General features: G+C 38.9%; 19 protein-coding genes. 15 read left to right on the forward strand and 4 right to left on the reverse strand.

What is annotated here, in order from left to right; translation table 11 throughout:
• Positions 1 to 11 precede the first annotated feature (11 nt).
• The 15 genes from mutY to groL all read left to right on the forward strand — a co-directional run bounded on the left by mutY (position 12) and on the right by groL (position 15066).
• A complete protein-coding gene (gene mutY, locus K2F45_RS02275; RefSeq protein WP_075990810.1) occupies positions 12 to 1061 on the forward strand; it encodes an A/G-specific adenine glycosylase in 1050 nt (349 codons plus the stop codon).
• Between the two features lie 19 nt (positions 1062 to 1080).
• Complete coding sequence (locus tag K2F45_RS02280) at positions 1081 to 1539, forward strand: single-stranded DNA-binding protein (RefSeq protein ID WP_075990811.1); 459 nt, start codon at positions 1081 to 1083, stop codon at positions 1537 to 1539.
• 238 nt (positions 1540 to 1777) lie between these two features.
• The gene (gene pheS / locus K2F45_RS02285; RefSeq protein ID WP_075990812.1) at positions 1778 to 2818 is read left to right on the forward strand and encodes a phenylalanine--tRNA ligase subunit alpha; all 1041 of its coding nucleotides are present in this window, start codon (positions 1778 to 1780) and stop codon (positions 2816 to 2818) included.
• A 125-nt stretch (positions 2819 to 2943) separates the two neighbouring features.
• Positions 2944 to 3519, forward strand: coding sequence for a TetR/AcrR family transcriptional regulator (locus K2F45_RS02290; protein ID WP_075990813.1), 576 nt, complete (start codon positions 2944 to 2946; stop codon positions 3517 to 3519).
• Between the two features lie 395 nt (positions 3520 to 3914).
• Positions 3915 to 5324 carry a 23S rRNA (uracil(1939)-C(5))-methyltransferase RlmD gene (gene rlmD, locus K2F45_RS02295; protein ID WP_075994610.1) on the forward strand — a complete coding sequence of 470 codons (1410 nt, stop codon included), beginning with the start codon at positions 3915 to 3917 and terminating at the stop codon, positions 5322 to 5324.
• Between the two features lie 11 nt (positions 5325 to 5335).
• Positions 5336 to 5734: a hypothetical protein gene (locus K2F45_RS02300; RefSeq protein WP_075990814.1), complete on the forward strand. Its 399-nt coding sequence runs from the start codon at positions 5336 to 5338 to the stop codon at positions 5732 to 5734.
• Positions 5735 to 5941: 207 nt separating this feature from the next.
• Positions 5942 to 6694: a hypothetical protein gene (locus tag K2F45_RS02305; protein WP_075990815.1), complete on the forward strand. Its 753-nt coding sequence runs from the start codon at positions 5942 to 5944 to the stop codon at positions 6692 to 6694.
• A 212-nt stretch (positions 6695 to 6906) separates the two neighbouring features.
• Positions 6907 to 7596 (forward strand): YiaD family glycine zipper/OmpA-like lipoprotein, encoded by a 690-nt coding sequence (locus K2F45_RS02310; RefSeq protein WP_172462318.1) that lies wholly within the window; start codon positions 6907 to 6909, stop codon positions 7594 to 7596.
• A 307-nt stretch (positions 7597 to 7903) separates the two neighbouring features.
• Positions 7904 to 9340, forward strand: coding sequence for a tRNA (N6-isopentenyl adenosine(37)-C2)-methylthiotransferase MiaB (miaB, locus tag K2F45_RS02315; RefSeq protein WP_075990816.1), 1437 nt, complete (start codon positions 7904 to 7906; stop codon positions 9338 to 9340).
• A 36-nt stretch (positions 9341 to 9376) separates the two neighbouring features.
• Positions 9377 to 10651, forward strand: coding sequence for a sigma-54 interaction domain-containing protein (locus tag K2F45_RS02320; protein ID WP_075990817.1), 1275 nt, complete (start codon positions 9377 to 9379; stop codon positions 10649 to 10651).
• A 9-nt stretch (positions 10652 to 10660) separates the two neighbouring features.
• The gene (locus K2F45_RS02325; protein ID WP_075990818.1) at positions 10661 to 11176 is read left to right on the forward strand and encodes an LptE family protein; all 516 of its coding nucleotides are present in this window, start codon (positions 10661 to 10663) and stop codon (positions 11174 to 11176) included.
• Between the two features lie 13 nt (positions 11177 to 11189).
• The gene (locus tag K2F45_RS02330) at positions 11190 to 12260 is read left to right on the forward strand and encodes a hypothetical protein (RefSeq protein ID WP_075990819.1); all 1071 of its coding nucleotides are present in this window, start codon (positions 11190 to 11192) and stop codon (positions 12258 to 12260) included.
• Positions 12261 to 12272: 12 nt separating this feature from the next.
• The gene (gene secG, locus K2F45_RS02335) at positions 12273 to 12686 is read left to right on the forward strand and encodes a preprotein translocase subunit SecG (RefSeq protein ID WP_075990820.1); all 414 of its coding nucleotides are present in this window, start codon (positions 12273 to 12275) and stop codon (positions 12684 to 12686) included.
• Positions 12687 to 12987: 301 nt separating this feature from the next.
• Positions 12988 to 13263, forward strand: a complete 276-nt coding sequence (locus tag K2F45_RS02340; RefSeq protein WP_028070710.1) for a co-chaperone GroES — start codon at positions 12988 to 12990, stop codon at positions 13261 to 13263.
• Positions 13264 to 13428: 165 nt separating this feature from the next.
• Positions 13429 to 15066, forward strand: a complete 1638-nt coding sequence (gene groL, locus K2F45_RS02345) for a chaperonin GroEL (RefSeq protein ID WP_070561631.1) — start codon at positions 13429 to 13431, stop codon at positions 15064 to 15066.
• A gap of 60 nt (positions 15067 to 15126) precedes the next feature.
• Here the strand turns inward: groL and K2F45_RS02350 are convergent, their stop codons facing one another.
• From K2F45_RS02350 to dtd, 4 genes are all read right to left on the reverse strand, one after another.
• On the reverse strand, positions 15127 to 15501 hold the full coding sequence (locus K2F45_RS02350) for a hypothetical protein (protein WP_075990822.1): 375 nt from the start codon (positions 15499 to 15501) through the stop codon (positions 15127 to 15129).
• 56 nt (positions 15502 to 15557) lie between these two features.
• Complete coding sequence (gene ggt / locus K2F45_RS02355) at positions 15558 to 17258, reverse strand: gamma-glutamyltransferase (protein ID WP_075990823.1); 1701 nt, start codon at positions 17256 to 17258, stop codon at positions 15558 to 15560.
• A gap of 62 nt (positions 17259 to 17320) precedes the next feature.
• Complete coding sequence (locus K2F45_RS02360) at positions 17321 to 17647, reverse strand: nucleotide pyrophosphohydrolase (protein WP_075990824.1); 327 nt, start codon at positions 17645 to 17647, stop codon at positions 17321 to 17323.
• 16 nt (positions 17648 to 17663) lie between these two features.
• Entirely contained in the window at positions 17664 to 18122 is a 459-nt protein-coding gene (gene dtd, locus K2F45_RS02365) for a D-aminoacyl-tRNA deacylase (RefSeq protein ID WP_075994611.1), read from the reverse strand.
• Positions 18123 to 18138 lie beyond the last annotated feature (16 nt).

An 18138-nucleotide genomic window follows, 5' to 3' on the forward strand; every position in this document is an offset into this window, starting at 1 on the left:
TTTTTGTCGCTATGAAATTTGGCGAGGAATTGCAAGCATGGTATCGACAGCATAAGCGAGATCTACCATGGCGAGAAACAAAAGATGCCTACAAAATATGGCTTTCTGAAATTATTCTGCAACAGACTCGTGTCGAACAAGGCTTGCCCTATTATGTACGTTTTGTCGAGCGATTTAAGAATGTTGTGGAATTTGCGAATGCAGAAGAAGATGATATTCTCCATCTTTGGCAAGGTCTGGGTTACTATTCTAGAGGACGGAATATGCATAAGGCCGCGCGAATAGTTCGCGATCGGTATCAGGGTGTTTTTCCGGTAGATTATCAAACATTAATAACGCTTCCTGGAATAGGAGAGTATACTGCTGCGGCGATATCCTCTTTTGCGAACGATGAAGCCCAGGCAGTATTGGATGGAAATGTGTTTCGTGTACTAGCGCGATACTATGGCATAGAAACACCTATCAATTCTACGGAAGGAAAGAAGATTTTTACAGCTATAGCCAAAGAAAATCTTGATCATAAACACCCGGCATTGTATAATCAGGCGATTATGGATTTTGGTGCTACCCATTGTAAGCCCAAGCTGCCTTTATGTGAATTCTGTATGTTTCGTCCTTCCTGTTATGCGTTATCTAAAGGCCAGGTAGATCAATTGCCCGTAAAGCTTAAAGCCAAGGCAAGCAAAAATAGATACTTTAATTATTTTATCTTGAAGGACAACGATCGGATACTGATGTCTAAACGCGGTGAAGGTGACGTTTGGCAGAATCTATATGAGTTTCCACTTTTGGAGTCTAATTACAGCTTGTCAATTCCGGATGTTGTTAGCGATGAGTGGTTTATTTCCTGTTTCGGTTCCGATGCAGAACTACATGTTTTACAGCAGCAGACAAAACATATCTTGAGTCATCAAAATATTTATGCGACATTTTTTGAGGTGCGGTTAAAAGGCGATCTAATTCAAAAAAAATCCAATTGGGATTATGTATTTCTAAAAGATTTAGATAAATTAGCTAAACACAAGTTGATCTTTACCTTTTTGGAAAGATCAAATTTTTAACCATTTATGCTTTTAAATTATGTCAGGAGTTAACAAAGTCATTTTAGTGGGACATCTTGGAAAAGATCCCGAAATTCGCTATTTAGAAGGCAATGTCTCTGTTGCCAGTTTTCCATTGGCAACATCAGAAACGTATAACAAAGACGGAAAAAGAGTAGAACAAACCGAATGGCACAATATTGTTATGTGGCGAGGTCTTGCTGACGTGGCTGTAAAATATCTAACAAAGGGGAAGTTAGTTTATATTGAAGGTCGACTGCGGACTCGTACTTATGAGGATAAGGAAGGTATTAGACGATATGCTACCGAGGTTGTCGCTGAAACCTTTACGCTTTTAGGCCGTAAATCGGATTTTGAGCCGAATGCAGGTGCAAGTGCTGGTAATACAGCAAACACGCAGGCGCAAAAAGTCGAAGATAAGGAAGTGGAGGTCGATTTTACGGAGAATGATCAGGAGGATAACCCATTACCATTTTAAGCTGAAGAATTTGAGATTATGTAAAAACTTTACATGTATAGTAAATATAGTAAAATCATCGAAAAACAAAAGAGCAGGCAACTAAGCCTGCTCTTTTGTTTTATTCGTGTTTTGGGGGGAAATTCTGATTGCCTTCTCCTAAGCGAGGACGCTGTTTCTGTTATGTGTTCTTTTATGATGCTCAGTCGAAGTTCAAAATTTCTTTTTAGCGGAAATTTTGGCTATGTTTGCTCTAATTATGTTGCAAGATAGAATTACGCAGTATACTGAAGAGATTAAGGCATTTGCGCCAACTTCTTCAGCCGATGTAGAAAATTTCAGATTGAAGTTTTTGGTTTCCAAAGGGATTGTGAAAAATCTTTTTGATGAATTCAAAACAGTTACGCCTGAAGAGAAACGTACTTTGGGGAAAGTGTTGAATGAATTTAAGCAGTTAGCAGAGAATACATTCAAAGAAGCACAAGAAAAGTTCGGGTCTGGTGAGAAGCAAAAATCCCAGGAATTTGCGAGTGATTTAACATTGCCTGGTCAAGGTTTTCAGCTGGGGTCTAGACATCCAATCTCTTTAGTTCGTAAAGAAATTGTTGAAATTTTCAAGAAATTAGGCTTTATTGTGTCAGAGGGACCGGAAATTGAAGATGACTGGCATAATTTTTCTGCGTTGAATTTTCCGCCGGAACATCCTGCGCGTGATATGCAAGATACTTTCTTTATCAAAAAACAGGAAGGTAATGACATTACATTGAGAACGCATACCTCTTCGGTTCAGGTGCGTTTAATGGAAGCCGGTAAACCACCGTTTCGTGCGATAATGCCTGGACGTGTTTATAGAAATGAAGCTATATCAGCCCGTGCACACTGTTTCTTTCATCAAGTAGAAGGTTTATATGTAGATGAGAATGTTTCTTTTGCCGATTTGAAACAAACTTTATATCATTTTGTTCAAGAGATGTATGGCGAAGGTACCAAAGTACGTTTCCGCCCATCCTATTTTCCTTTCACTGAACCTTCGGCAGAAATGGATATCTCCTGTACAATCTGTAAAGGGGCGGGGTGTAACTTGTGTAAGTACTCTGGCTGGGTAGAGATTTTAGGTTGCGGTATGGTCGATCCAAATGTGCTTGATAACTGTGGTATCGATAGTAAAAAATACTCAGGTTTTGCTTTTGGTATGGGAATAGAACGTATCACAAACCTTAAATATGTGATTAAAGACCTACGTCTTTTCTCAGAAAATGACACACGTTTCTTGTCTCAATTTGAGACTGAATTAATATAAATTAATCATTGTAAAGATTGTGGCATCACATTATTCTCTACGATAACTAGGCAAGAGAACAATGTGATGCTTTTTGGTCTTTAAGCTTTGTAGATGACTTTCAACATTCGTACGATCTAACGTATATGGAACCAGATTATATTATTGAATCCATAAAAAGAACAGCACGTGAGCTCTTTCGTCAAAATGGCTACCATAAAACCAGTGTAAACACATTGGCAAAAAAAGCTAGGATTGCGAAGGCGACGGTGTACAAGTATTTTGATAGTAAAGAGATGATCTTGCATGCCATTCTCATGGATTATCTTCGTGCGAGTCTGCAGGATATTTTGAAAACAACCAAATATGAAGATGATATGGCTTCGTTTTTGGCTTCAACAATTTTGCGGGTAAGCCGACTGACTTATACGGCTTGCAATGAATTGATCGGTTGGGAGTTTATCCGGGAATCTGCGAATGCACAAGAATATTTAAAAACGCTTTCTGAAGATTTGGAGTTTCTGCTCCTAAGCACATTCATTCAGAATGAAAAAATAAATGAAGCGATTAGCGAAGAAAAGCTGACCTTTTTGATCAAGTCCAGTAAAAGTATTGTGTTTTCTTTTGCTTTTACGGCCGTCTCAGATGCCGATGTGCGAAAAAACTTTATTTCGTTTCAGAAAGAGATCCTTCCTTATCTTGTTCAGGCAACAGTTCAGTAACATTATTATAACGCGCTCATCCCTTTCTAATTCACGACGTTATCTTTTTTTGCATGTTCACTTTTTTATGATGCTCAGCAACGTTAATGGTATTGTCGGGTTGTCTTCGTATTATGTTCGTACCACCTTCGGAGATGAACAGTCTTGCAACTATTATTGACCAGACCCTGAACAGATAATTCCTGTTCAGCGTTTGGTCGGAATCTGATCAGCAACGGTACACGATCTGTATCGCATCCGAACAAGGTACGAACAATGTCCGAATCTGATCCCGGTATTCTATTCGTTCGAAACTTATCATACCTGTCAGGTACTCGTTTATGCCAGTGATAATCAATGGCTATAAATCATTTATGCAGATGAAAAATCGGTATAAATTTGTATTTTTGCACCCTATGAGTAGAAGAATTCCGCAAGAGAAAAAGTTCTTGAAAGATATTGCCATCATTGATATTGCCGAAGAGGGTAGAGGTGTTGGAAAAACCGAAGATTTGGTTTTGTTTGTAGAAAAAGCTGTTCCTGGTGATGTTGTTGACGTGGAGCTTATGCGCAAGAAAAAGAATTTTGCGGAGGCTCGGGTGACCAGTTTAAAAGAGGCTTCATCTTATCGTGTAGATCCGTTTTGTGAACATTTCGGAGTGTGTGGCGGATGTAAGTGGCAGCATATGACCTATGATGCTCAGCTAAAATTTAAGCAACAATCTGTCGATAATGCCCTTTCGCGTATTGGGAAAGTAGATACTTCGGCGATAGAAAGTATTTTAGGCTCTGCGCAAACAGAATATTACAGAAATAAATTAGAATATACTTTTTCAAACAAAAAATGGTTGACTTCTGTTGATGAAGATTCGTCCCAATTAGAAATGAATGCACTGGGTTTTCACGTGCCTGGACGTTTTGATAAGATTTTAGATATCGATCATTGTTTTTTGCAAGAAGATCCTTCAAATGAAGTTCGTAATAGTATCCGTGATTTTGCTCTTAGTCAAGGTATGACGTTCTACGATTTGCGTGAACACACAGGTGTATTGCGTAATTTGATTATCCGCATTTCTTCAACCGGGGAGATGATGGTGATCGTTGTGTTTGCATATCCGGAAGAAGGACAGGTTGAGTTGTTGATGGAATTTGTGAAAGAAAAGTTTCCTCAAGTCGCTTCCCTGTTATATATCGTAAACCAGAAACGCAATGATACAATCTTCGACCAGGATATTCATGTATATGCCGGTCGTGATTTTATCTATGAGGAGATGGAGGGATTGCGTTACAAAGTTGGGCCTAAGTCGTTCTATCAAACAAACTCTGCACAAGCGTATGAGCTGTATAAAATCACACGTGACTTTGCCGATTTAAAGGGGGATGAGTTGGTGTATGACTTGTATACAGGAGCGGGTACAATTGCAAACTTTGTCGCTAAGAGGGCGAGAGAAGTTGTTGGTGTAGAGTATGTTCCTACTGCCATTGAGGACGCTAAAGTCAATTCGTCGATCAATGATATTACGAATACAAAGTTCTACGCTGGAGATATGAAAGATGTGTTGACCCCTTCCTTCATAGCTGAACACGGAAAACCAGATGTGGTGATTACAGATCCACCACGTGCAGGAATGCACGCTGACGTTGTAGCTCGTTTGTTAGAAATGGAATCACCGCGTATTGTATATGTCAGTTGTAATGCTGCTACACAGGCACGCGATTTGGTGTTGTTGGGCGAAAAATATGAGGTGAAGCGGATCAAGCCAGTAGATATGTTTCCGCATACCCAACACGTTGAGAATGTGGTTTTATTGGAATTAAAGAAGTAATAGCATACAGTATGGAAGTAGAAGATTTATTTGCAGGATCTGCAAGAGAAGAAAATACACCGTCTACAGAGCAAAGTCCATTAAAAAGTCTGCAGGTAGATCTCGATTTTTATAGTGAATCAATCCGCGAAGTAGCGCTTGAGATTGTTGAAGAAGGTTATTCTGACTACCCAATTTTTGTCGCACATCAGCATGAAGTTTCTGTTGGCGAAGTGATATTAGATCGTAAGGAACTGGAGACGAAATGGAGCATAAACGCCTCGACACTGGAAGAGTTTGTAGAAATGGATATTATTCAAGAAGATCGTAAAGCGTCTTTTATTCAGAACTACAAGCCTGCGAAAGACTATATGTGTTTGTTTGTTGTAGTGACTGAAGGGGCTAATTTTGTTTTTTATCCATACAAGTGATAAACAAAGAATATTTAAACTTTTTTAACAGTACAAGTGTCAAACTATTACTACTTTTAGCAAAGTAGGTTAGGTGCAACAGGGAATTAATAAGATCGAAATAAATTATAAACTGTTCCTTACGGAAATGAATGTTTGGCCCAATGAAAATGGTGAGAATTACAATCGCACTGAAACCAATTGGGGTAATTGAAGAGAGATAATAGGATGAAAATAATACATATACATATATTAGGGCTTTTTTTGCTGTTATTCACCTATTTTGGAGCTACTGCGCAACAACAGCAGAAGGTTTCGGGAATGGTGCTGCAAAAGGGGAACGGTAATCGCATTGGAGATGCTGTGGTGCTTAATATGCGCACGCACAGATCAACGTTGAGTAACTCTTTTGGTGTTTTTACGATTGATGCATCGGTAGGAGATTCCCTGTCTTTTACCAAAGTCGGGTATTCACCTGTTAAAACCGTGCTGACCAACCTGAATGAGTTTTATGTGGAATTGCAAGAAGGGATACGATTGGAGACCGTCATCGTTGAGCGAAAAACGAAAGAGGCCGAATTAAATGATGCCATGAATAATTACGCTAAAAAGGGTGTTTATAATGGGGGTAAAAATAAGTTCGGAACCTATTTGGGTAGTCCTGCCACCGCTCTTTATAATCTTTTTGGAAGGGAAGCCAAAAATGCGAAACGCTTTGGGCGATTTATGGATAGGGAGAAGGAAGAGTTACAAGTTGATCGTATTTTCTCTCGTGAAGCTGTTAAAAATCTGACGAAGCTGGATAGTACAGAATTAGATGCTTTTATGATACGTTACCGTCCATCTTTTGATCTGGCTGAGCATTGGGGACAGTATGATTTAATGCATTACGTACAACAATCTATGGACGACTTTAATGCAAAGGGAAGGCCTAAAGGAGCTCTTTTACCTGATATTGAAGTAAAGACCCAAGAAAAATAAAAACATTTTGCTTTTGTTACTGTTAGCTGTTTGTACGAGTAGGAAAAGGTGATTTAAAATTATGTAGCGTATCGACGTCATTTTTGGAAGTTTTAACGGCCTTTTTCAGTGTTTTGTAACAAAAAAGTTGATAAAAATGTCTTTTGGCACTTTGTTTGATTTTAGTAGAACGGTATTTAATTTGAATATTAAAAGTCTTAGATAGCATACATATGAAAATGAATAGAAAATTAGCTGTATTAGGTTTGACAGTTGCAACCTCAGCTATGTTATTTGGAAGTTGTTCTACCATCCAAAATACAAATAATACGACTAAAGGTGGCGTAATCGGTGGTGTTGCTGGAGGTGCTTTAGGTGCATTGATCGGTGGCAAAGCTGGTAATACGGCTATCGGTACATTAGCAGGTGCTGCAATTGGTGGAGCTGCCGGTGTATTGATTGGTAAAAAAATGGATAAACAAGCTGCTGAGATTTCTAAAACTGTTGAAGGAGCTGAAGTTACGCAATCTGCGGAAGGTATCGTGGTTAAGTTTGATTCAGGTATTTTATTTGATTTCAATAAATCAGATTTGAAAGCGTCCGCTAAAGATAATATCGCAAATTTGGTAACAACCTTGAACAAAGAACAAGGTACTGAAATCTTAGTTATCGGACATACGGATAATGTAGGTACGTTGGCTGCGAATGAAAAAGTATCTTTAGACCGCGCAAATTCTGTACGTGCATTTGCGGTATCTAAAGGCTTAGCGTCTTCGCGTATTAGAACTGAAGGTAGAAACTTCTCTGAACCAATTGCAAGTAACGATACGGAAGCAGGACGTGCTCAAAATCGTCGTGTTGAAATCGTTATTGTTGCAGGTGATCAAATGAAGAAAGAAGCGAAACAACAAGCAGGTCAGTAAGCATTCTCAGGAATATTCTCCTGAAACAAATCTATTGATCTTGAATTATAAGAAAGCGTTGATTTAATCAACGCTTTTTTTGTGAAATACAGCGTGTCAGAATTTTATATAGTCCATTTGCTCCTAAAATTTGACAAAGGATAAACCATATTTCTGTCTGACAAACTGTCATTATATGGATTTAAATTTCTAACTTTGTAGTCTTTGAAATAACTAAGGGCATAAAATCAGATCAGCAAAAGATCGGTCATTGCATTGGTTATGTCATCGAAAATAATAAAAATTATATTCTATTGAATATCGAGCTATGCTAGATTTAACACATACCACTAAGGAACACGACGAATCTCGTCAGGGTGAGGCATTATTATTAGAAAAGGATCCGACGTTAAGTAATGGACGCAAACTGTATATTGAAAGTTACGGTTGCCAGATGAATTTTTCGGATAGTGAGATTGTTGCTTCTATTTTGTTGGATAAGGGATTTGAAACAACCAAGAATTATCAGGAAGCGGATGTGGTTTTTATTAATACCTGTTCAATCCGCGAAAATGCAGAACAGCGTGTGCGCAATCGTCTAAAGGAATTTGAAGCTGCTAAAGCAAAAAATCCTGGAATGATCGTTGGTGTGCTGGGGTGTATGGCGGAGCGTTTGAAATCGAAATTCTTAGAGGAAGAGAAGTTGGTTGATGTCGTTGTAGGGCCAGATGCTTATCGCGATCTACCAAATTTGATTGATAAGGTTGACGATGGAGCTAAAGCTGTAAACGTTTTGTTATCTAGAGAGGAAACGTATGCCGATATTAATCCAGTCCGTTTGAATTCAAATGGTGTAACAGCTTTTATTTCGATTATGCGTGGCTGCGACAACATGTGTTCTTTCTGTGTTGTTCCTTTTACACGTGGACGTGAACGTAGCCGTGATCCACAATCTATCGTGAAGGAGGCCCAAGATCTCTTTAATGCAGGTTATAAGGAGGTTACGTTGTTGGGACAAAATGTGGATTCCTACAAATATACTGCTCCAGTAGCTGAAGGGGAGGAACCGGGTGAAACTATAACATTTGCTCGTTTGCTTACGATGGTTGCTGAAATCAGCCCGCTTTTACGTATTCGCTTCTCTACTTCCCATCCAAAAGATATTACAGATGAAGTTTTATATGCAATAGCTTCGCATGAAAACATCTGTAATTATATTCACTTGCCAGTTCAATCTGGAAATTCCCGGGTATTGGAATTGATGAATCGTACCTATGACCGTGAATGGTATATGGAACGTGTGGATGCCATCCGCCGTATTATTCCTGAATGTGCTATTTCTACCGATGTTATTACAGGTTTCTGTACTGAAACAGAAGAGGAGCATCAGGAAACATTATCTATGATGGATTATGTCAAATACGATTTCGCCTATATGTTTGCTTACTCGGAAAGGCCAGGTACTTTGGCTGCAAAAAGATACGCAGATGATATTCCAGAGGATGTAAAAAAACGTCGTTTAACAGAAGTTATCAATAAACAGCGCGATCATAGCTTATATCGTTATCAACATTTTGTTGGCAAAGTATGTAAAGTGCTTGTCGAGGGATTTTCAAAAAGGTCTGAGTTCGATTTTTGCGGTCGTAATGATCAAAATGCATTGGTGGTATTTCCAATTGATCCTCGATTTAAACAAGGTGATTATGTGAATGTACTTATCGAGTCATGTACTTCTGCGACATTATTGGGAAAGATTGTTGATTAAGAAAACTTAGATTGTTTTATTTCCAACTGGAAATTTATGGATAACCAAGATATAAAGAATAGATTTGGAATTATCGGTAATTCGCCTTTGTTGAACCGTGCTATCGATATTGCACGACAAGTGGCTCCAACTGATATCTCCGTATTAATACAGGGTGAAAGTGGGAGTGGTAAAGAAGTTTTTTCGCATATTATCCATCAATTAAGCTCCCGTAAGCATGGCCCTTTTATTGCGGTCAATTGTGGAGCTATACCAGAGGGGACCATTGACTCCGAGTTGTTTGGTCACGAAAAAGGTTCTTTTACGGGTGCCCATGAAGCCAGGAAGGGATATTTTGAAGTTGTTGATGGTGGAACAATCTTTCTGGATGAAGTGGGTGAGTTGCCTTTGGGGACACAAGCGAGATTATTACGCGTATTGGAATCAGGGGAATATATACGGGTAGGGTCATCCAAGGTACAGAAGACAAATGTGCGGGTGGTTGCTGCGACAAATGTGAATGTGTTTGAAGCCGTACAAAAAGGTAAATTTCGTGAAGATCTTTATTATCGCTTAAATACTGTGCCCTTGCGTGTGCCGTCTTTACGTGAAAGACCTGAAGATATCAACTTATTATTTCGCAAGTTTATTGTGGACTTTTCTGAGAAATACCGTACACCTGGCGTTCAATTGACAGAAGATGCACAGAATATGCTACGCAACTATAGCTGGCCCGGAAACGTGCGTCAACTGAAAAATGTTGCGGAACAAATCGCTGTTTTGGAGAAAGAACGCATTGTTGATGCATATACACTTCAAAATTATCTACCCAATGAATCCCGAACGAGTTTGCCAGCGGTCGTTCCTTCAAATAATGGTGGAAAAGAGGATTTTTCAGAAAGAGATTTGCTGTATAAAGTCTTATTTGATATGAAGAAGGATATGGTTGATCTGAAAAAACTGGTGGTTGAATTAATTCAGAAAGGTGTCGATTCTAACACATTTGATCAAAATTCTCCCTACATTAATCAATTGTATCAGGAGATTGAACCACAATTGAAAGCAGATCCAGAAAATTATAATACAACCCCAACGCTAACGATACATTCTCCGGCAAATCCGACCAATGTATTAAAAAATCCTGTTGCACAGGATGAATATCTTCAGGATGCTCAAGAAGTTGAGGAATCTTTATCGCTTGTCGATAAAGAGTCTGATCTGATCAAGAAAGCACTGAAAAAGCACCGTGGTAAACGTAAAGCTGCTGCGCAGGAGTTGGGAATTTCTGAAAGAACTTTGTACAGAAAAATTAAAGACTTAAATTTAGATTAAGGTTTACAGATGTTGTCAAGAAAAATTTTATATGCTTTTCTCACCACAATCTTTTTGTTTGTAATGAATAGTTGTGGGGTAAAATATGGATTTACTGGTGGATCCATTCCTGAGGGAATGAAAACAGTCAATATTCAATATTTCGAAAATATAGCTCCTTTGGTTTATCCGACGTTAAGTCAGAATTTTACGGAGGCACTGAAAGAGCGTATCCGTAACCAATCTCGATTGAGTCAGGTGAATCAAGACGGTGATGCTACCTTTGAAGGATTTATTACAGAGTATTCGATAAGTCCGGCAGCTGTTGAAGCCGGGACAGATCGTGCAGCTATGAATAGATTGACTATTACAATCAAGGTTGCCTATCATAATAAAATTAATCCGAAGGATGATTTTGAACAGCCTTTTACGCGATTTAAAGAGTTTGCAGGAAATCTTCAAAGTGCACAAGAAGAGACCTTGGGTAAAGAAATTATTCAAATGTTAACTGAGGATATATACAATAAAGCGTTTGCTAATTGGTAATTCTATTTCCAAGATGAATCTTAATATATCATTATCCAATAACGAGCTTTTTTTTCAAGCAATCAATCATCCGGACACTGTGGCGGAAGATGTTGTTTTAGCATTGATTGAGAAATATCCGTACGCCCAAAGCCTGCGATTTGTTTATGAACGTAAAGTTTTTGGCAAGCATAGTTCAGTTCAGAATTTATCGTCTACTCTGCTCTATGCATCTTCTCCGAGTTGGTTGTATGAATTTATGCATTGTAAATCGGCGGCAGAGCCTGATGCAATAATGCCTTCAGATGAATTTCTAGTGGATGGAGCACTTCGCGACGATGATGGGATTGTCGAAATTGAAGCTGAAAGCGAAATTGTTGCTGAACCAGTTTTATCCAAGGTGGAAGTTGATGAATTGGATCGTTTGATTCAAGCGGGGGTTGCAAAAGATTATTTTCGGTCAAGCGATCAGCAGCAAGAAATTATTGCCGATTCAGAGGAGTCTGCACTAGTAGCACCTGTTCTATCGGAATCTGTTGCCGAAATAATGGATGATGGTCAAGAACGTGTTTCGGTCTATGATGATGATACCATGCCATACAGTTTCTTATGGTGGTTGCATAAGACGAGATTAGAATATGCTGATACCTATCAGCCCTATGTTAAATCCCCATTAGGGCCAATGAAGCCCTCCAATGACGATATTGCTAAAATTCATGAGAAACTAGAAACTCAGCTACTCGATCAACAGATCCGGGAGAATATTTTTCATTTACAATCGCCTGAAGCAAAGTTGAGTGATGAGGTTAAAACGACAATCTCTTTTCAAATACCGCGTAAAACTGATGAGGTGATCGAAAAGTTTATTCGTGAGGAGCCTATGATTCAGCCTTTACAAGCGGAAAAATTAGACTTGGAGAATAAAGCTAGGAAAAGTTCGGAAGATCAACATACACTTGTTACCGAAACGCTCGCAAAGATCTATGTGGAACAAGGCTTATATCCAAAAGCAATAGAGGTTTACAAAAAATTAGTTTTGAAATATCCAGAAAAAAATGCTTACTTTGCGGCACGCATAACAGAATTAGAAAAGAAATTAAATTAATAACATAAAGAGATGCAAGGATTATTAATCGGTCTAATCATATTAGCTAGTATTATTTTAGCGTTTTTGGTTTTAATCCAAAATCCAAAAGGAGGTGGTTTGTCATCTGGTTTTTCAGGTGGAACAAATCTTATGGGAGTAAAACGTACAGGTGACTTTTTGGAAAAAGGTACTTGGATCATGGTTATTGCCATTATGGTATTTAGCTTAGGTGTAAATATTATTGGCACATCACCAAGTACATCTAAAGGTGGATTGGGCGGTCAAATTGAAGCGCCTAAACAACAAGGTCCATTGAATTTGGGTACTGGACAACAACCTACTGGTACTCCTGCGGGACAAGGGCAAGCTGCTCCGGCTCAATCGCAAGAAAAGGCCCCAGTGACTACACCGGCAACAAAACCAGCAGAAGAAGCTAAGAAATAGTTATCAATAAAGAATTATGAGCCCCGTTTGTTTCACAGACGGGGCTTTTTTATGTTGTGTATTTTGTCTAACGCCGACCTGTACCGTTAAATTTATCTGGATGTCGGTCGACGGAAGTAAGACTGGCAGGCCAGGAATGACAGTGTGACAGCAAAATGAATTTTTGTCGATGGGGATATTAACTTTTCTGTGAAAAATTGTCTTATAAGCTGCTTTATTTACAATTGGCATAAAAGATGATGGGTTTATAACGATTATAACATAAAAATAAATTCAATAACAGATAAAAAGTAAATTAATTATGGCATTAAGTATCAAACCTATCGGAGACAGAGTAGTAGTAGAAGCTGCTCCAGCAGAAGAAAAAACAGCTTCAGGGTTGTATATCCCCGATACAGCAAAAGAAAAACCATCTCAAGGTACAGTAGTTGCTGTAGGTACAGGTAAAGTTGACGAACCGTTAACTGTGAAAGTTGGTGACAAAGTATTATACGGAAAATACGCAGGTACTGAAATTACTTACGAAGGAAAAGAGTACTTAATTATGCGTGAGTCTGATATTTACGCGGTTATCTAATTAATAAGAAGAGATTATTTAAAAAGAGCTTACTGGCTCAATTAAGAATTCAATAGGTTATTTTAATGAAGCTTTAAAATTAGACGGATTAAAGATAGAATTTATTTGCAGTTCAATACTAACGTCTGATTATGCTTCTTGGAAATACTAAATACTCATAAAAAAATGGCAAAACAAGTAAAATATAACGTTGAGGCTCGCGAGGCCCTTAAAAAAGGTGTAGATACTTTAGCGAATGCAGTTAAAGTAACATTAGGTCCTAAAGGACGTAACGTAATTATTGAGAAAAAATTTGGTGCTCCAGTAATTACTAAAGATGGTGTTTCGGTAGCGAAAGAAATCGAATTGAAAGACGCTTTAGAAAATATGGGTGCACAAATGGTAAAAGAAGTAGCTTCCAAAACGGCTGATCAAGCTGGTGATGGTACTACAACTGCTACTGTATTAGCACAAGCAATCGTTGCTCCAGGTATCAAATCTGTTGCGGCTGGAGCTAATCCAATGGATCTAAAACGTGGTATTGACAAAGCTGTTGCAACTGTTGTTGCTAACTTGAAATCTCAATCTCAAGAAGTTGGTCAAGACAATAATAAAATTAAACAAGTTGCTACTATTTCAGCGAACAATGACGAAGTAATTGGTGCTTTGATCGCTCAAGCAATGGAAAAAGTAGGTAACGACGGTGTTATCACTGTTGAAGAGGCAAAAGGTACTGAAACAGAAGTAAAAACTGTGGAAGGTATGCAATTTGACCGTGGTTATTTATCGCCATATTTTGTGACAAATTCTGACAAAATGGAAGCGGAACTAGATAACCCATACATCTTGATCTACGACAAGAAAATCAGTAACATGAAAGAATTGTTGCCTATCTTGGAGAAACAAGTTCAAACTGGTAAACCATTATTGATCATTGCTGAAGACTTAGATGGTGAGGCACTTGCAACATTAGTTGTTAATAAAATCCGTGGTTCGTTGAAAGTTGCAGCTGTTAAAGCTCCAGGTTTCGGTGACCGTCGTAAAGCAATGTTAGAAGATATCGCTATCTTAACTGGTGGTACTGTTATCTCTGAAGAAAGAGGTTTCAAATTAGAGAATGCTGAGTTATCTTACTTGGGTCAAGCTGAAAAAGTTCAAGTTGACAAAGATAACACAACTATTATCAATGGTTCTGGTAATGTAGAGGATATCAAAGCACGCGTTGCTCAAATCCGTTCACAAATCGAAACAACAACTTCTGATTACGATCGTGAAAAACTACAAGAACGTCTGGCAAAATTGTCAGGTGGTGTAGCTGTGTTATATGTAGGTGCGACTACTGAGGTTGAAATGAAAGAGAAAAAAGACCGTGTTGATGATGCTTTACATGCAACTCGTGCAGCTGTTGAAGAAGGTATTATCGCTGGTGGTGGTGTTGCATTCATTCGCTCAACTGAAGCCTTGGTAAACCTTAAAGGTGACAACGAAGATGAGCAAATCGGTATTGACATCATTAAACGCGCTATCGAAGAGCCATTACGTCAGATCTGTAATAACGCTGGTATTGAAGGTGCAGTAATCGTTCAAAAAGTGAAAGAAGGAACTGCAGATTTCGGTTACAACGCACGTACAGACCGTTACGAGAACTTAATCGCTGCTGGTGTAATTGATCCAACTAAAGTATCTCGTGTAGCATTGGAAAATGCAGCTTCAGTTGCTTCAATGTTATTGACTACCGAGTGTGTCTTAGCTGACGAAGCTGAAGAAAACCCTGTAGGTGCTGGTGCTCCTCCAATGGGTGGCGGTATGGGTGGAATGATGTAAGATTCATCCTTATAAAAAAAACCTGTTATCTTAGATAACAGGTTTTTTTATGCCTTGTACTTAATGACGCCTTCTGTATTTCTCGTAATAATGATCGTATTCTCGAGGTGAATAATTACGTTTAGTACCCCATTCCTGCAGCTCGTCATTAAAAAAATGTAACCAATATTGACGAAATCCTGAGGCTGAATCTACTGGATTTTCAAGTTGAGGAGTATTATATTCGTATATTTCTAAGATGCCTTCCTGATACTTCTTAGCAGCCACAATAGCGTCTGGTTTTCCAAGTTTTTGAATAACTTGTGCTTTGGTCATACCAACTTGTATCTTTGTAAGATCAGGCCCTTGAAGTATTTTGCAGTTTGAAAATAAAATCAACGTAAATATGGTCGCTAATGTTGCTCTGAAAATCCTGTTGTAGTTCCTTTGAATCATAATATGTTGTTTCTTGTAAGATAGGGATTGCATCAAATAGTTTAATCATTTTTAATCTAATAACCTTTCGCTGTATCGTCTCCACGTGGGTCGGCTCCTGTCTGTAATTTACCATTTGGTAATACAAGTATATTCTCCACACGGCCGATTGCCCCTCTCGGATTTATCGTATAGCCATCTTTTGTCAATTGGCCACGTAAATTGGAATTGATAGCGTTATTTTCGACATCAATGCGATCAGGAAGCCATTGATGATGAAATCTTGGCAGGCTCACAGCAGATTGTGCATTTTGTCGGAAGTCAATAACGTTGAGGATAGTCTGAAAAACAGAGGTAATGATGGTTGATCCCCCCGGGGTTCCCACAACCATGAATAGTTTGCCATCTTTTTCTACAATAGTGGGTGTCATTGAGCTGAGCATTCTTTTGCCGGGCTGAATCTCGTTCGCTTTTTCCCCTGTAAGCCCATACATGTTTGGGACACCGGTCTTCACAGAGAAATCATCCATTTCATTGTTTAGGAGAAAACCTGCGCCGGCCACAAATACTCCCGAGCCATAAGAATCATTGAGTGTTGTTGTAATGGATACTGCATTCCCTTGCTCGTCTACGATATTGAAATGTGTCGTTTGTTCACTTTCATAGCCAGGAATGACATCTGCATTGACATCTTTGCTTAATGTCGCTTTACGGAAATTGAATGAATTGAGTTTATGTGCATTTGAGCTGGAGTCAATAAGCTGTTGGACGGGTACCCTAATAAAATCAGGATCTCCTAAATATTTGGCCCGATTGGCATATACATAGCGTTCAGCTTCGACCATGACACGAATGGTTGAATCGGTTTGAAAGCCCCAGCGTTGAAGTGGAAACTGTTCGACTGATTTGAGCAAGGCCAAAAGAGATGTTCCCCCACTCGAAGGCGGCGGCATGGAAATAACTTTGTGCCCCCTGTAATTTGTGGAAATTGGGGTACGCCAAATTGCCTGATAATCCAGTAAATCTTGATGATTGATAATGCCTTTCCCTTTGTCCATTTCGGCAACAATTAAGTCGGCCGTTTTACCTTTATAGAAGCCGTCTCGCCCTTCTATTGCGATTCTTTCCAGCGTTTTCGCGAGTTCCTCCTGGATAAATGGGTCAGCTGTTTTCCAAGCTGTGGTTTTGATAATTGCAGCACCAGAGGGATTCAGCTTGACAAAACGATCTTTATGGCTTTCAAACTCATTGGCTTGTCGTTGACTGATTTTAAAACCTGTTCTGGCGAGCTGTATTGCTGGGAGTACGAGATCTTTCCATTGCAACTTGCCATACTTTCTGTGTGCTTCCCACATACCGGCAACAGACCCAGGGATGCCTGAGGCCAATTGACTGTAAAGACTCAACTCAGGAATAACATTACCTTGGGCATCGAGATACATATCCCGGGATGCTTTTTGAGGAGCTTTCTCACGAAAATCTAGGGCATCTAAATTACCCCGATGATCGCGATAGAGCATAAAGCCGCCGCCGCCAATATTTCCTGCATTTGGATAAACAACTGCCAAAGCAAATTGCACGGCAACTGCAGCATCTATTGCATTTCCACCTTGTTTTAAAATCTTTACGCCGACTTCTGAAGCCAAAGGATACGCTGTGACTACGGCAGCCTTATTAAAAGTACTGGCCTGCTCGACCTTAGAATTTAGCTGTTGTTTTGTCGCACAAGAGGCAAGGCATATGCTCGCTATGAGCGAATAGGTTATGAATTTATACATCGTATTCGATTTAAAACTTTAAATATTATCTCAAAGAGTTGTACAAACAATACTATCTCCAATTATTTAAGTTTTTCGTTGTTTTTATGGCGGTCGGCATCCCGAATTGATTTCTTTTGAAGATTTTGTTCCAGAGCTTCTGTTAGATCAATTCCCGTTTGATTGGCAAGACACATCAAAACGAATAATACATCGGCCATTTCATCTGCTAAATTGACTTCTTTGTCTGATTTTTTGAAAGATTGCTCTCCGTATTGTCGAGCCATTATTCGGGCAACCTCACCGACTTCTTCCATGAGTATGGCGGTGTTTGTCAGTTCGTTGAAATAACGTACTCCGGTACTATTGATCCATTTGTCAATAACCTCTTGTGCTTCTTTAATTGTCATCTTTTTCAATAAAAAATTAAAAGTTGTCCTTATCTTTTGTATCCATGACGATGGTAACTGGACCATCATTCAGTAGGTCGATTTTCATATCTGCTCCGAATATGCCAAGTTGAACCTCTTTTTGGAGCAATTGACTTAACAATAAAGCCATCTCTTCATACATTGGTTTGGCTTTATCCGGTCTTGCTGCTCTGATAAAAGAAGGTCTGTTTCCTTTTTTTGTTTGAGCAAAGAGGGTGAATTGTGAGATGAGTAAGATATTTCCGTCTATGTCCTGTATCGATTTATTCATCAGGCCCTGTTCATCCTCGAAGATGCGTAAGTTGATGAATTTCTGTCCTAACCATTTCAGATCTTCTGTTGTGTCAGCTTCTTCAACTCCTAATAAAATCATTAAACCCTTCTGGATCTTGCCTGTAATCTGATTATCTACCGTACAAGAGGCGTTTTTCACTCGTTGTATAACTGCGCGCATAATGAAAAGTATAAAA

This window comes from Sphingobacterium siyangense (genome assembly GCF_023277505.1).
Taxonomy (GTDB): Bacteria; Bacteroidota; Bacteroidia; order Sphingobacteriales; family Sphingobacteriaceae; genus Sphingobacterium; species Sphingobacterium siyangense.

Excerpts from the sequence above, each read along its gene's own strand:
- mutY (WP_075990810.1), top strand. The coding sequence starts at position 12 with ATGAAATTTGGCGAGGAATTGCAAGCATGGTATCGACAGCATAAGCGA.
- K2F45_RS02280 (WP_075990811.1), top strand. The coding sequence starts at position 1,081 with ATGTCAGGAGTTAACAAAGTCATTTTAGTGGGACATCTTGGAAAAGAT.
- pheS (WP_075990812.1), top strand. The coding sequence starts at position 1,778 with ATGTTGCAAGATAGAATTACGCAGTATACTGAAGAGATTAAGGCATTT.
- K2F45_RS02290 (WP_075990813.1), top strand. The coding sequence starts at position 2,944 with ATGGAACCAGATTATATTATTGAATCCATAAAAAGAACAGCACGTGAG.
- rlmD (WP_075994610.1), top strand. The coding sequence starts at position 3,915 with ATGAGTAGAAGAATTCCGCAAGAGAAAAAGTTCTTGAAAGATATTGCC.
- K2F45_RS02300 (WP_075990814.1), top strand. The coding sequence starts at position 5,336 with ATGGAAGTAGAAGATTTATTTGCAGGATCTGCAAGAGAAGAAAATACA.
- K2F45_RS02305 (WP_075990815.1), top strand. The coding sequence starts at position 5,942 with ATGAAAATAATACATATACATATATTAGGGCTTTTTTTGCTGTTATTC.
- K2F45_RS02310 (WP_172462318.1), top strand. The coding sequence starts at position 6,907 with ATGAAAATGAATAGAAAATTAGCTGTATTAGGTTTGACAGTTGCAACC.
- miaB (WP_075990816.1), top strand. The coding sequence starts at position 7,904 with ATGCTAGATTTAACACATACCACTAAGGAACACGACGAATCTCGTCAG.
- K2F45_RS02320 (WP_075990817.1), top strand. The coding sequence starts at position 9,377 with ATGGATAACCAAGATATAAAGAATAGATTTGGAATTATCGGTAATTCG.
- K2F45_RS02325 (WP_075990818.1), top strand. The coding sequence starts at position 10,661 with ATGTTGTCAAGAAAAATTTTATATGCTTTTCTCACCACAATCTTTTTG.
- K2F45_RS02330 (WP_075990819.1), top strand. The coding sequence starts at position 11,190 with ATGAATCTTAATATATCATTATCCAATAACGAGCTTTTTTTTCAAGCA.
- secG (WP_075990820.1), top strand. The coding sequence starts at position 12,273 with ATGCAAGGATTATTAATCGGTCTAATCATATTAGCTAGTATTATTTTA.
- K2F45_RS02340 (WP_028070710.1), top strand. The coding sequence starts at position 12,988 with ATGGCATTAAGTATCAAACCTATCGGAGACAGAGTAGTAGTAGAAGCT.
- groL (WP_070561631.1), top strand. The coding sequence starts at position 13,429 with ATGGCAAAACAAGTAAAATATAACGTTGAGGCTCGCGAGGCCCTTAAA.
- K2F45_RS02350 (WP_075990822.1), bottom strand. The coding sequence starts at position 15,501 with ATGATTCAAAGGAACTACAACAGGATTTTCAGAGCAACATTAGCGACC.
- ggt (WP_075990823.1), bottom strand. The coding sequence starts at position 17,258 with ATGTATAAATTCATAACCTATTCGCTCATAGCGAGCATATGCCTTGCC.
- K2F45_RS02360 (WP_075990824.1), bottom strand. The coding sequence starts at position 17,647 with ATGACAATTAAAGAAGCACAAGAGGTTATTGACAAATGGATCAATAGT.
- dtd (WP_075994611.1), bottom strand. The coding sequence starts at position 18,122 with ATGCGCGCAGTTATACAACGAGTGAAAAACGCCTCTTGTACGGTAGAT.